Below are 13,027 nucleotides of genomic sequence, written 5' to 3' on the forward strand. Positions count from 1 at the left end.
GGGCTCCTCAGGCCTTGGTCTTGTAGCTGACGTTCCAGGTCCCGGAGCCCTGGTAGTTGTCCCGGAAGGCGTCGTAGGTCAGGTCGGAGTCCCCGTACCAGGGGTCGGCCACGGCGACGTGCTCCACCCCGTCCACCCGGGAGCGTCCGCGCACCGCCGCGATGTGGCCGCCGCCGCCCCGCCAGGCGATGTTCACCAGGACCGGCGCGGACTTGGCCAACTCGGGGCCGAGTTGCAGGCTGGTCAGGGCGTTGTCGAGGCGCTCTTTGAAGTGCCCGACCCTGGTCAGCGGCGCATCCGGCCACCGGCCCCAGTTGCAGGGCGACACCTGACCCGCGCCGACGACGCAGTCGTTGCGCCCGAACTCCGCGTTGGCCAGCAGACCCTGCGTCCACGCCGCGTTGGGGTTGTAGAACCTGGCGACGCTGACCGAGGCCGCGTCCCAGCACCAATTGGTCTGCTCCTGGCGCTGCATGACGAAGTCGAGGCTCTGGTCGGCCAGGTCGAGGACGAACGTCTCGTCCCCGCCGCCGTTGGCGTCGAACTGGCAGTTGACGATCCCGCCCCCGGCGGCGGTGGTGGCGGTCACCCCACTGCCGACCATGCGCAGGAACACGTTCGGGAAGGCCACCGATCGGAAGGAGAACGACCCGTTGTCCTGGGCGTGGAGCTTGTACTTCTCGTAGACGCCGGGTGCGCCGGCGATGAACTGGCAGCGGACCGACCCGCCTCCGGAGCCTGCGGTGGTGACCCCGGTGCCGTCCATCCACAGGTACACCTTCGGGAAGGCCGCCGACTCGAAGGCGTACGACCCGTCGGCTTGGGGGCGGACCCGGTACTTCTCCTTGGGGCCTGCCCCGTACTGGCAGTTGACCGTCCCGCCCCGGTAGTTGTCGGCGGTCACCCCGGTGCCGTCCATCCGCAGGTACACGTTCGCGTAGGACATCGACCGGATCGTGATCGGTGTATCCCCGAGCACGGCAAGGTCGGCTACCGATAATGGCATGTGGTCCTCTCCTGTTCGCGTGGTTCCGGTACGCGACTGGCTTCCGAGTTCCGCCGCCGGCCGTCTCGCTGTGGTGGGCGTTGTCGGTCAGGAATGCTGCGAGTCGCATGTCGACTGCATGGGAGGTGAATTCAGGTGAGCGTGATGCCGCCCCCGACGACCGGCGCGCCCGAACCTCTTCCTGAATCATTGCTCACACGGGCGCTGTGCCGCCAGAGACCAAAGGGCCCATCGATCGGCCATCAGGTGCCGGCACACGCTCCTACGATGGTGTGAAATTCCGCCTTTTCGCGGAAGGCGCTACTTGGACAGCCGCTCTGTCACGCGGTCGACACCCGCACCGTGAGGAAGCGTGATCGGCCGATGCCCGCCCCCTGGGGATGGGCGCTTCAGCGGCGACGCCGGAGAACTCGTGTCCACCGCGCCGGAAGGCTACGCCGAGGTGGTTTCGAGGCGGGCGGAGGAGGTGGTGCCGGAGACGGTGCCCAGCCCGAGGGGCACAGCAGGATCGGAGCGGACGGGCTGATGGAGGTCGACACCACGGTGTCGCCGGCGGTGACGGTGCCGGTCGTGGTGACGATGTGGGTCGCGTCGAGGGTGGCGACGGTGGAGCTGCCGGAGATGGTGCTGGTCTGGCCGGTGTTCCAGGTGGTGGTCAGGGTGGTGGGGAATCCGGTGAGCAGGTCCAGGCAGGACCGACCGGGGGAGCTGACCTCGACGGTGCGCGAGCCGGAGGTCAGGCCGGGCACGCCGGCCGAGACGCAGGTGTACCGGGCCGAAGAGGTGACGACGACGGTCTGCGGGGTGGCGGTCAACGGCGGCGTGTAGGTGTTGGTCTGGTTGCTGGGCGGGACGCAGCTCACGTCCAGGACGCCGGCCGGAGCCGGGGCAGCGGTCGGCAGCGCGGTGGCCGGGCAACGACAGCGACGATGAGGACGTGACGCAGACGCATGGAGCCCGTTCGGGTTGTCGGCTTGCGCGCACACCGCCGACCGGCTGGAGGGCGCGCGACGACTTCGTTGGAGCCTTTCACATGGCGGAGGCGGATATCAGCCACCGATCAGCGGGCAGCCGATCGTGGTCGCCCTCGATAGTCGGGACGTCGACCCGAATCCGAGTGCATCGATTGCCGACACTGTTGCAGATCCGCTGCTCCGGGTGAGTTCAGGACGTCTGACCGAGGGGATCGGCGGCCACGGCCCTCGTGATACTTCACGTGGGCATCGGATGGCTCCGTCGAGATCCCCGCAATTGACGTGACGTTGGTCTTTCGAATGACACGCCGGGTGTGTTGGCGGCACGAAAGAAGTCGACCGCGTGGAGCCTTGACTGTGCCCGAGTAGCCTAGTTCGCGCGATTCCGGACTCTCGGATTCCGGCCGCTCCTTGATCGGTGCTCCATGTCAGGGGTGGGGTGGCGGCGACGTGCCGCAGATGCCCGGGCGGCACGGGCGCTGCTTGCTCAACATCTCCGTGCCGCCCGGACCCGGGCCGCTGGAAGCGGCCCTGCCGCCGTGCGATCGCTGTTGCGGCACTACGCCAGTTGCCCAGGACGTGCGAACGTGGACCGCAGAGGTACGGGCTTCGCGGTGTATGCGGTGTCCGTTCCCCGTTGCCCCAGATCCACATCGGCGCCTGGCGCCGATGTGCCGGAGGCTGTTGGTCGTCAACTCGGTGGCGATGAGTCGAGGTCGGCCGTTCGCTCGGCGTCCAGTTCCCCTCGTCGCGCCCGGCCGCTGACGGGCGTGCGGACATCGCGGATACCGCCGGTGGTCTTCGATGACCAGGTCGGCCGGCGTCGGGGGCGAGCCGTCGCCGCCTCCGTCGATCCGGCGATGCACCGGATGCGATCCAGCTCGGTAACCAGTGGCAGGGCTGAACAACTTGGCCGCGGCGGCGGAGAAGCCCGTGACCGGCCACAGCACGCGCCGGTACGTGTCGGGCCCACGGGCACAGGAAGGCCGCAGGGGCGCGATTCTGCAGCGGCACGACCAACTCGGGTGATGTGCTCGATGCGCTGCAAGGTGCCGTCGAGGATCGTGCGGGTCCCCGTGCCGGTATGCACGCGAGCCGGCCGGCCTCATGAACGTGGTGGTGGACGGCGGCTGCGGGGCGACGCTGAACCCGGCGGCGAGGCGGGTGCAGGTGTCGCCGTAGCGAAACAGGCCAAGGGACCGGCAGGGCATGGCGCCCGTGGGCGCGTTCGCGTGACTTGCTTCGGATGCGGGGTCGGTGGGCCGTCGGCTGTCGGGCGAACCGGTGGTGCGGATCGAGCCGGTGACCTGCCCGTCGTTCCCGCCGCCGGGCAGGTCACCTCCACAGGGCGGTCTGCGGGGTCAGCCGCAGGTGATGAGGCTCATGCTGCTGCAACAGCCGCCGCTGCAGTGCTGGCTGGTGGTGCTGGCCGCCATGGTGTCGAGGCCGTCGAACTCCGGGGCCGTGGTGTCGGAGGTGCTGAGGTCTTGGAGATCGAGCAGATAGCGCATGACTTCCTTCTTCCTGGTCAGATGCGGGCGGGCGGGGGTGGGACGTGCGGCAGGAACGGCAGGAGCTCGCCGCCGTTGAGCACGGCGTGCAGGGCGGTGAGGACACCGGCGCCGCCGCTGCCCAGGTCCATGGAGAGCCTCATGAGTTGCTCGCCGGGGAAGGCGACTTCCCCGCGCAGGTCGATGAAGTGCAGCGGTGTGGATCGCAGGTGGGTGGTGATGGCTGCTTCCAGGTCCGCGTCCGGGGCGTCCGGGTCGCGCAGCAGGCCCAGGAAACCGACGAGGCCGGCGCGGCCGTTGAACAGGCCGGGTTGCACCGCGAACTCGATGGAGGCGGCGCGTCGGATGCCGGTGAGCACGTCCGTGAGCCGCTCGTCCGGGCTGTGGCCCAGGTAGAGGTGGAGGACCGCACCCACGCCGGCGCTGCCGGAAGCCAGGTACGGCAAGCTGCGCCAGCCCTCGCTGAGCTGGACGGAGTCGTCCTTGGTGACGCGCACGCACGACGCGAGGTCATGTGCCAGGCAGGTCGCGGCGGCGTCGAGCCACTGCTGTTCGCCGGTGTGCTCGAAGAGCCTGATGAGCAGCAGGGCGGGGCCGCTGTCGCCGCGCAGCAGACCGCCGCGTCCGACGCTGGACGAGCGTGTCCCCAGCGTGCCGAGGGTGACGGGTTCGCGCGCGGCCAAGCGGTCGACGAGGACCGCGCCGATCTTGCGGACCAGGGGGAGCGTGTCGAGGCGGTCGGCGAAGTGCAGGTGCGTCAGACCGACGCCGGCGAGGCCCGCGAACAGGTCGTCGGACAGCTCGGTCGGGTCCAGCGACGTCGTCCGGTCGAGGACCTGTGACGCCTCGTCGGTGAGGCCGAGGTGGTCCAACGCGTAGGCGATGCCGCACAGGCCGTCGTGCAGACCCACGTGCCGGTCGCTGCCGCCGGCTCCCACCGCGCGCACCAGCCACTGCTCGTGCTCCGGGTGACGGCCGTGGCCGGTGATCGCGAGGGCGTGCAGCACACCCGCCGCGCCGTGACCGAACCCCAGGCCGTTGCGGCTGAACTGGTAGAGGTCGCCGGGGAAGAGCCGGTCGTCGCGGTGCGGGGTGGCCGTCGACAGGATGGCGCGGGCTGCGGAGCCCAGAGCGCCCGCCCAGTCGGAGCCGCCGCCGCGCAGGTCGGCCGCCCTGAGGGCCACGGAGCCCGCGACCTCGGGCAGCGGGCCGATCTCGCGGGCCACCAGGTCGGTGAAGCCGGCACCCACGGGGAACCGGTCGGCCACCGCCGCGGCCAGCTCACCGGCCTTGCCCGGGTCCAGCGGCAGCACCTGGGTGATCGGGTAGAACATCGCCAGCCGCAGGCAGCCCAGCGCGTAGTGGTCGGCCGCCGGGCCGGTGCGGTGGTCGGTCGGCACGTAGCCGGGTGCGCCCACTCCGACGTTGGGGCGTTCACCCTCGCGGTAGGCCATCTCGAAGTCGATGAGCCGGACGCGGCCGTCGGGCTCGACGACCACGTTGTTGGGGTGCAGGTCGGCGAACACGATGCCCCTGCGGTGCAGTCGGTCCAGCACGTCCGCGACCTGGTCGAGCACGTCGAGCGCCCACCGCGTGTACTCGGCGACGTCGGACTGCGCCGGGTCCGCCCCGATCAGCGGGTGCCGTTGGACCATCAACCGGTTGAGCCGCGCGCCCTGCACGTACTCCTGGGCGAGGAAGTGGTGCTCGTCGAGGACCAGCAGCTCGTAGGCGTCCGCCACGGCGGGCACGTCGGCGAGTTCGACGAGGAACGCGTGTTCGCGGTGCAGGCGCCGCACGGCGTCGGCCCCGGTCCGGTCGAGGCCGGCGTGAGGTCTGGCTTCCTTGAGCACTACCTGACGATCCACCCGCAGGTCGCGTGCCACGTACACGCCGCCGCCGTTGGAGAAGTGCAGAGCGCGTTCCACCTCGTAGAAGAAGTCCGCCGGTCTGTCCCCATCGCCCAGGGCGGCGACGTGCGGAACGAGGAACTCGGGGATCTTCACCCAGTCGGGCGGCCGGAACACGGTGCCGCGGACGTCGGGCACGAGCTTTCCGCCCGGTTCGGCGATCGCGGGCACGAGTTCACCGGTCGGCACCCGGCAGAGTCGTCGGGCGAAACCGCCGTAGCGCACGTGCACCGGTCCGTTGCGCCACCGCAGATCGCTCAGGATGCGCGGCCCTGGGACTCCGGCGAGCAACTCGTCGAGATCGAGGAGGGCGAGATGGAGTTCGTCCTCGTGCTGCGGGTACACGGTGACGAACTTCCCGCTCCCGCTGCGGTCCGCGTACTTCAGGTTGCGGAACAGCAACGTCCTGGCGCTGTCCAGGAACTTGAAGGAGATCCGCCGGGGCACGCAGTAGTCCCACACCGTGCGCAGGACGCGGGGTGCCTCGTCGAGGGTGGACGAGACGTGGATCTTCCACCCCTGGTGGGGCAGGTCGACCCCGTCGGGGACGAGTTGGGTCCACGAGTCCCGGTGCGCTTTCGTCCACCCGTCAGGAGGCGGCTCCACGCCCTGCGGCCAGGATTCGCCGGGATTCCCCCATCGGTCGGGTGAATCGTAGAACAATGGATCCGCAAGGCAGAACTGTGCGTATCTGTCCACTTTTCTCCCGGTTCCCGGTGTGGATCGACCGCCATCGTAACGCGTGTTCGACCTGTTGTCGTTAGGCCATAAGAATCACGTTGGACGAAGAAGGGTAACAGTCGATACCGCAATTTCCGGGTTCGAAACCGGGGAGACGGAATACTGGGTCGAGGTGCTTGTTCAAAGGTGGCTTTCGCGGTGGCTCATCCAGAGAAGGTCATGCCCGGTTTCGGTGAGCCTCGGGCGGGGTCCGGGCACGTGCAGGCGGTCACGCCGGCGCCTCGTGAAGGGGCCCGCCTGTTGCCGGGCACCCTGCCGTGCTGGTTGCTGGGTGCGCACACCTTCCTGGACCGTCCCTGTGCGGACCGCGCACCGTCGGGTGCGCGCACCGCTCGAACACGTCCAAGGGGACCCACTCCGGGATGGCTTCCCCGGTGCGGGGAACGGGTTACACGCCGGCGAAGACGGTGTGGGTCTCCAGGAACCGGTCGAGGGCTTGGTCCTTCATGCTCATGCCGTCACCGGAGCCGGTGAAGCCCCATTTCGTGTAGACCGCTTGGACCTTGCCGCCCAAGGGGATCAGTGACACGGAGGCGCCGAACCTTTTGGCCCTGCGGACGATGTGCTCCACCAACGCGCCTCCCGCGCCGGTGCGTTGCGCGACGATGTAGGCCGGTGCGGCGACGAGATCGGCGATGATGATCTCCTTGCTGCCCTCGTCCCACCCCCGCACCGACGCGATCGCCACCGCTTCCGCAGCGTCTCCGTGGACCTCGCGGAGTACCAGTAGTGTGGTGGTGCCGTCGTCGACCGAGGAGATCTGTCCGAGGACGCGCCCGGCGTCCTCCAACTTCTCGTACTTGCCCGCGGTGGCCAACGAGGCCGCCCGGATCTCGTCCACGCCTTCGTAGATCCTGCTGAAGGCCTCCAACCAGGCATCGTCGTCGTCGTCGGGCCGCGCAGTCAGACCGGTGGCCTTCAACTCCACCAGTCCGATCCTGACCTTCTCCCGACCGGACTCGGCGTTCGGCACATCGACCGCCACCCGGAGCACGTCCGCCACGTGGGTGTCGACCCGGTCGAGCCGATCCGCCAGCCCCAGCTTGCCCAGTCCCACCAGCGCGCGGTGGCGGATCGAAGCCGGGTCGCTCAGCGCCGCCACCTGGTGGCCGACGTCGACCACCCACCGGTCCAGCAGATCCCGGTCGGACGCGACGATGACGTCATAAGGCATAGGATTCTCCTCCGGCTTGGCTTGATGTCGCCACTAGGTCGCTCCGAAACGCCGTAGTGTTACGAAGCGGATCGGGGGAAGTGGCGAATATTATCCGCTTCGTAATAGGGGGTACAGGCTGACGGTGGGAGTTCCCTTTCCGCACTATTGCGGACGTCGTTCCGTCGGGACGGTTGTTGTCATGAGCAAAGCTCGCATTTTGATCGTGTCGGACCTCTAAATCCCAAGAAGTCATGGTGGTGTCCTCTGGCCAACCGACCGCAGTACGAGTGCGCTGATCGCGGCTCGGGCCGTACGGGCTGCGGGACGCAGGCTGAGCGCGAACCGGGAACTTGCGCAGTAGGGCCTGATCATTCCCGCTTGTGCGGGAAGCCCCGGTGAAGCTGACTACCGCGTCCGGGGTGTGGCGGACCGCCCGCTCGAAGGGGAGGCGCACCGGAATCGGCCACGATTCCAGTGACCCGGGACCGCCCCGCTCGCGTGGGGAAGGCGCCTGCCGTGCGACGCGGCCCGACAACGATCGGGGATCACCCCGCTCGCGCGGGGAGGCACTTCATGACCAGCGACTTCGCAAGTCGTGGAGTGCTTTCACTCGGTTCGTTCTGGTTCCGCACATCGGAGACCGGGAGATGTGGTTGCGCCCTGTCCGGGCTGGGCGAGGTGTTCACCGTAGTGGTAGGCCGCTTGCTCCGGCGTTCGCCAGGCGCGGTCACGTCAAGCGCCAAGCGGGTGGCCTGTGGAGCGGCGGTGTCAGCAGCGCCGGTGGTTCCGCGGTGCCCCATCTCGCGACGGATTCGCCGACCGTCTGCGGGACGAAGTGCCCCAGGGGCCCTTGACCGTCGCGTAGGGGTGCCAGGCGCCCGCTTCGTAGAACCAGGCGCCGACGCAGTGCGCGCCGGCGCCGACGTAGAAGGACAGCACCCGGCTCCAGTAGAGCGGGCTCCCGTCCGTGCGCCAGTGGGCCGGCAGGACCGCCTGGTAGGCACCGGCGACATAGTCCTTCGACACCCCGATCCCGATGGAGGTCTCGTTGCCGATGTAGTTCGACGGTTGCAGCGGTGCGACCGCGGCACCGGCGGACGCGGCCGGAACCGGGCCTCCCGCCTCCACCGCAGGAGTGCTCAGCGCGGCGTTCGCGGGTGCTGCGGCCGGCGAGATCGCGGCGATCACCGGCAGGAACAGCACTGCCGGCCTTCGCGCGAGGACGTTCCTCTTCTTCATCGTGCCCCTCTCCTCGTCCTGTGCCGTGCCGCCACAGTCGGGGGGGGGCACGGAGCGAGCGTCCGGGCCGTCCGTGTGAATTCCCGTGCTTCCCCACAACGTGCTGCTCGGTGCGGTACTCCGGCTTCCGGGGATCGGTCCCACGGGGGTGGGGATGGCGGAGTTCCGCCTTCTGTGCGCGGTGTTCGCGCTCGTGGACGGCGCGGCAGCGGTGTGTGCTGGCCGCGCTGGCGGTGGACGCCGGTCAGGTGGTCCCGGTCGACCGGCTGATCCACCGGGTGTGGGGCGGGCACCCGCCGCAGCGGGCCCGGGGACACGTCGCCACGGGCCGGCGACGGGCGAAGTCCCCGAAGTGCGGGCAGGACCGGACCGCGGTGGTACGTCATCTGCGCAGCGGTGGGTGCCGCGATCCCGATCGACGGTAGAGGCGGCGATGTCCCGGGTCCTGGGAGCCGGCACGGCGCTCGCGGGAGTGGCCGCGCTGTCGGCGTGGTGCTCCCTGTCCGGGCCGACGACCCCCCGCGGGGCACGCGAAACCGTACTCGGGCACCGCGGTCCGGGCGATCGTGGAGCCCGCCTTCGCGCACTGCGCCGGGATGACGAGCGCTCCCGAGCCGTTCGTCCTGGGCCCCGCGTGGTTGCGTGAGGACGGAAAGTTGGTGATCGCCGCACGTTCCCACGGCGCACTCATGAACTGCACCTGCCGAAACCGGGACGACAAGGGGGCGGTCACCGTGGAACTCGCCGTCGGGTCGCTCTTCGGCATACCGTTCGGCGCCGTCCACACCGCCAGCTACCTCGATCGACCCGGCGGAACCGTGACCGGGCACGCGGAACCGATGTGGCCACGTCGAACTTCCTGACGCACCGGTACCCGGCCGGTAGGCACAGCAGGTGTCACACGACGCGATCGGCCGCCCACCTCGGCGGCGCGGTCGCGTCGTGGCGTGCCCTCACCCACCCACCGGGCACGCCACGACGCGGATCACGCTATCGACGTGTCCTGCTGCGGATCGCCACGACCGCCGCGGCGACGGCCAGCGTCAGGAACACCGCGTAGCTCACCGCTCTGGGCACCGCGCCGGTGAGCAGCAGCACCAGGTTGAGCACCATCGACCCGAGCACCAGCAGGTAGGCGCGACGTTCGAGGCCGGTGAGGCCCGGTGGCGGTGGTCGTCGGTCGCGTTCGTGGCGTCGCACCGTTCTCCTTCCTGGTCAGCAGACCCACAGCGCCGTGAAGGCGACGCCGACGGCCGCTCCGGTGAACAGGACGTTGTAGCCGGGGATCAGGAATCCCGCCGCGGTCCAGCCGACGGCGGTGCCGAAGGCGGAGACGTCGCAGGCGTTGGGGGCCGTGCCGGTGGGATCGCTGAGGTTGACCGGGTCGCCCTGCGCGTAGGCGTAGGGGTTCATCTCCTGGCCGGTGGGGTCCGGGGCGGTGAAGCGCGCGTAGGTCGGGTTGTAGAAGCGCTCGCCCAGGGCGTACACGCCGCCCTGGAGGCGGTAGCCGCCCAGCCAGCGGAACGGGTTGGCGTCGGCGATCGCGCCGCCGTTGGTGGTCACCGCGGCGCCGTAGGGGCTGTAGACGTAGCTGGCGGCCAGGTTGCCGTTGGTGTCGACCAGGCCCAGGACGCTGCCCTGGTGGTCGGTGACGGCGCCGTAACGGGCACCGGTGGGCGTCCGCAGACCCAGTAGCAGCCCTTCCGGGTCACGGCTGTAGCCGGTGCGCGCGCCGTTGTCCACGGTCTCCGATACCCCGAGTGCGGTGCGGGTGAACACGTGCGTGGTCGCCGATCCGCCGGGCGGTGTTTCGGTGATCGCCGCCGGCTGCGTCTGGTCGGCGGTGTCGTAGCTCAGCGACAGGGTGGTCTGGCCGCTGGTGGTGCCGTGGATCAGCTGGTTGGCGGGGCTGTAGGTGAAGGTGCCGGCAGGGGAGGCGCTGGAGGTGAGGTTGCCCGCGGCGTCGAACCCGACCGCGGAGCCGTCGACCTGGGTGAACCGGTCGGCGGCGTCCACCTGGTAGGTGTGCCCCTCGCCGGAGAGCAGGTTGCCGGCGGCGTCGTGGGTGTAGGTGCCGGAGTTGGCGCCGGTCAGCCGGCCGAGCGCGTCGTAGCGGTAGGTCGTGGTGCCGCCGGCCCGGGTGCGGACCTGGACCTTGTCGGTGTCGGTGCCGTCCGCGCGGCTGTAGCGCCACGTGGCGTTGATCAGCTCCGACGCGGTGGCGGAGGTGACGCGCAGCGCGGTGGGGCGACCGGAGGTGTCGTAGGTGTTGGTCTGCGTCGCCCCGCCGGGGAAGGTGGTGGCGGTGCGCCGGTCGGCCGCGTCGTAGGCGAAGGTGGTCGTGCCACCGAAGGCGTCGTCCAGCTCCACCAGCCGGTCCGCGGCGTCGTAGGTGTAGTGGGCGGTGCCGCTGGGCGTGGTCAGCGCGACCAGGTTGCCCACCGCGTCGCGCTGGTAGGTAATCGTCTCCGCGCCCTTGCGGGTCTCGACCAGGGCGTTGCGGGGGTCGTAGGTGAACGTGCGGGTAGCGGTGGGCGTCTGGGTCTTGGTGAGGTTGCCGTTGGCGTCGTAGTTGTTGGCCTGCAGCACGGTCGCGCCGTGCTTGACCGAGGTCACGCGGTCCAGGGCGTCGTAGCCGTAGTCGAGGCGCACGCCGTTGCCGTCCGTCACGCTGGTGATGCGCGACAGCGAGTCGTAGGTGTACGACGTCGCGCCGGCGGGCGCGGGAGGCGCGACCTCGATCAGGTTGCCCGCGGTGTCGTAGGTGAAGTCGGTGTGCTCGCCCTTGCCGTCGACGCGGTAGGACACCGTGCCGTTGGGGTCGTTGTAGCCGAACGTGGCGACGTCGATGTCCAGCGCGTCGGACCGGACCTTGAGCAGGTTGCCGGCGTCGTCGTACTCGCGCGACAGGTTGTTGCCCGACGGGTCGGTGACCAGCGTGGGCAGGTGCGGGTGCGCCGAGGAGGTGTAGCCGACGGCGCTGGTGGCGCCGGTGGGTTGACTGCTGCCGGTGGGGTTGTTCAGCGTGTCGTAGCTGTAGCTCACCTGGTGGTCGAGGGCGTTGGTGGTGGAGGCGACGTCGCTGTTGGCCGTCCAGGTGGTGCTCCGCTGGTGGCCGAGGGCGTCGGTGACCGACACCGGCCGGTCCTGGTCGTCGAACTCGTAGCGCGAGGCGTGGCCGTTGGCGTCGGTGACGGTCACCGGGCTGCCCACCCAGCCCTCGTCGACGTAGGTGGTGGTGAGCGGGCCGTCCGGTCCGGGTTTGGTGATCGTCGAGACCCTGGCGCCGTCGTGCTCGATCCGGTGCACGCCGCCGCGGGCGTCGGTGATCGTGCTGATGGTCCCCGACGTGTCGGGAAGGTAGCCGATCTCGATCCGGTTCCCGCCCCGGTCGGTGAACGCGGTCAGGTAGGGAAGGCTGTTCGGCGCGGTCCGCGAGTAGGTGAAGTCGCCGAACTTCGCGCCGGACGGGTCGGTGATCCACTGGATCATGTCCGCGCCCAGCAGGCCCGTGGGCGTGTTGGTGAACGAGGTGACCCGGCCCTGCGTGTCGGTGATCGACGCGAGCCCGCCGCGGGTGGTGTACCGGAAGGTGATGCTGTTGCCGTTGCGGTCGGCCTGCGACACCAGCCACCCGCTCGCGGTGAACAACCAGGTCTCACCGGTCCGGTCGAAGGTGACCACGTACTTGCCGCCGGGCAGCTTCTGCAAGGAGGCCGGCAGACCCGGCGCCCGGTCGTAGCCGCCGTCGGCGCGCCTCGGGAAGTCCCAGCTGCACCCGTTCGCGCCCCACAGCTCCAGGTGGCCGCTCTCGTCCTGGAACTCGGTCGCCAACCCGATGTCCGGGCCGGTGCCGAGCATCCACCCGCCCAGCGTCGAGGAGTACGTGCTGCCCTCGTGCACGTGGTCGACCGACAGGTCCAGGCCGGTGCCGCGCACGGTGAGGTCGTGCGCCACGACCCGCAGCTCCCCGCTGACGAGGTCGACACCGACCTTGAGGGAGTCGCTGACGCGGTGCCAGTCGACCAGCTCCGACGTCGTGCCCGGACATTCCGGCGTCGTGGCCGCGGCGCGCTGCTCCCCGCCCGACGCCGGCCGCGGAGCCGTCCACGGGCGGTCCGGCTCCTCCACACCGCCGGGTTCCCGGTCCACGGTGGCCGAAGGCACCCACGCGGGCGGTTCCGGCACCGCGTCGACAGCCGCCACCGCCGGTTGACCGGTGGCCGTCAGCAGGGCCGGAAGCAGCAGTGCGGCCACGGCTGCGGTGAACGTGCGCAGCACAGGGCCACGCAGCGAACTGCGTCTCATTATCGGTCTGTCCCCCCTGGTACAGCGCCCTCCTGGCCGAGCACCCCCAAGTGCTCGCGGGCGTCACGTCCGAGCATACGAACGGCACGGACGGGTCCACCACCGCGCGGAACCGCGCTCGACAGCTTCACCCCCATGGCCCAGTCCGTCTTCGGCGAAGCAGATCGCCGTGACCTGCTCAC

8 protein-coding genes are annotated in these 13,027 nt (G+C 70.0%); 1 reads left to right on the forward strand and 7 read right to left on the reverse strand.

Annotation, left to right across the window (positions count from 1 at the left end; translation table 11 throughout):
- Positions 1 to 7: 7 nt before the first annotated feature.
- The gene (locus J2S66_RS08875; protein ID WP_310306077.1) at positions 8 to 946 is read right to left on the reverse strand and encodes a fascin domain-containing protein; all 939 of its coding nucleotides are present in this window, start codon (positions 944 to 946) and stop codon (positions 8 to 10) included.
- A gap of 585 nt (positions 947 to 1,531) precedes the next feature.
- Between J2S66_RS08875 and J2S66_RS08880 the strand changes: the two genes are divergently transcribed.
- Positions 1,532 to 1,834, forward strand: coding sequence for a hypothetical protein (locus tag J2S66_RS08880; RefSeq protein WP_310306079.1), 303 nt, complete (start codon positions 1,532 to 1,534; stop codon positions 1,832 to 1,834).
- A 1,507-nt stretch (positions 1,835 to 3,341) separates the two neighbouring features.
- Here J2S66_RS08880 and J2S66_RS08885 read toward each other — a convergent pair.
- From J2S66_RS08885 to J2S66_RS08910, 6 genes are all read right to left on the reverse strand, one after another.
- Positions 3,342 to 3,491, reverse strand: a complete 150-nt coding sequence (locus J2S66_RS08885) for a hypothetical protein (protein ID WP_310306081.1) — start codon at positions 3,489 to 3,491, stop codon at positions 3,342 to 3,344.
- 17 nt (positions 3,492 to 3,508) lie between these two features.
- Positions 3,509 to 6,100 (reverse strand): class III lanthionine synthetase LanKC, encoded by a 2,592-nt coding sequence (gene lanKC, locus J2S66_RS08890; protein WP_310306083.1) that lies wholly within the window; start codon positions 6,098 to 6,100, stop codon positions 3,509 to 3,511.
- A 430-nt stretch (positions 6,101 to 6,530) separates the two neighbouring features.
- Complete coding sequence (locus J2S66_RS08895; RefSeq protein ID WP_310306085.1) at positions 6,531 to 7,265, reverse strand: GNAT family protein; 735 nt, start codon at positions 7,263 to 7,265, stop codon at positions 6,531 to 6,533.
- 801 nt (positions 7,266 to 8,066) lie between these two features.
- Complete coding sequence (locus J2S66_RS08900) at positions 8,067 to 8,537, reverse strand: hypothetical protein (RefSeq protein WP_310306087.1); 471 nt, start codon at positions 8,535 to 8,537, stop codon at positions 8,067 to 8,069.
- A gap of 990 nt (positions 8,538 to 9,527) precedes the next feature.
- Complete coding sequence (locus tag J2S66_RS08905) at positions 9,528 to 9,737, reverse strand: hypothetical protein (RefSeq protein WP_310306089.1); 210 nt, start codon at positions 9,735 to 9,737, stop codon at positions 9,528 to 9,530.
- Between the two features lie 15 nt (positions 9,738 to 9,752).
- Positions 9,753 to 12,845, reverse strand: coding sequence for an RHS repeat-associated core domain-containing protein (locus tag J2S66_RS08910; protein WP_310306091.1), 3,093 nt, complete (start codon positions 12,843 to 12,845; stop codon positions 9,753 to 9,755).
- Positions 12,846 to 13,027 lie beyond the last annotated feature (182 nt).

Origin of the sequence: Saccharothrix longispora (assembly GCF_031455225.1) — a bacterium.
Lineage (GTDB): Bacteria > Actinomycetota > Actinomycetes > Mycobacteriales > Pseudonocardiaceae > Actinosynnema > Actinosynnema longispora.

What these genes read in the sequence shown, in the direction of transcription:
- J2S66_RS08875 (WP_310306077.1), bottom strand. Translation starts at nt 946, where the DNA reads ATGTCCTACGCGAACGTGTACCTGCGGATGGACGGCACCGGGGTGACC.
- J2S66_RS08880 (WP_310306079.1), top strand. Translation starts at nt 1,532, where the DNA reads ATGGAGGTCGACACCACGGTGTCGCCGGCGGTGACGGTGCCGGTCGTG.
- J2S66_RS08885 (WP_310306081.1), bottom strand. Translation starts at nt 3,491, where the DNA reads ATGCGCTATCTGCTCGATCTCCAAGACCTCAGCACCTCCGACACCACG.
- J2S66_RS08900 (WP_310306087.1), bottom strand. Translation starts at nt 8,537, where the DNA reads ATGAAGAAGAGGAACGTCCTCGCGCGAAGGCCGGCAGTGCTGTTCCTG.
- J2S66_RS08910 (WP_310306091.1), bottom strand. Translation starts at nt 12,845, where the DNA reads ATGAGACGCAGTTCGCTGCGTGGCCCTGTGCTGCGCACGTTCACCGCA.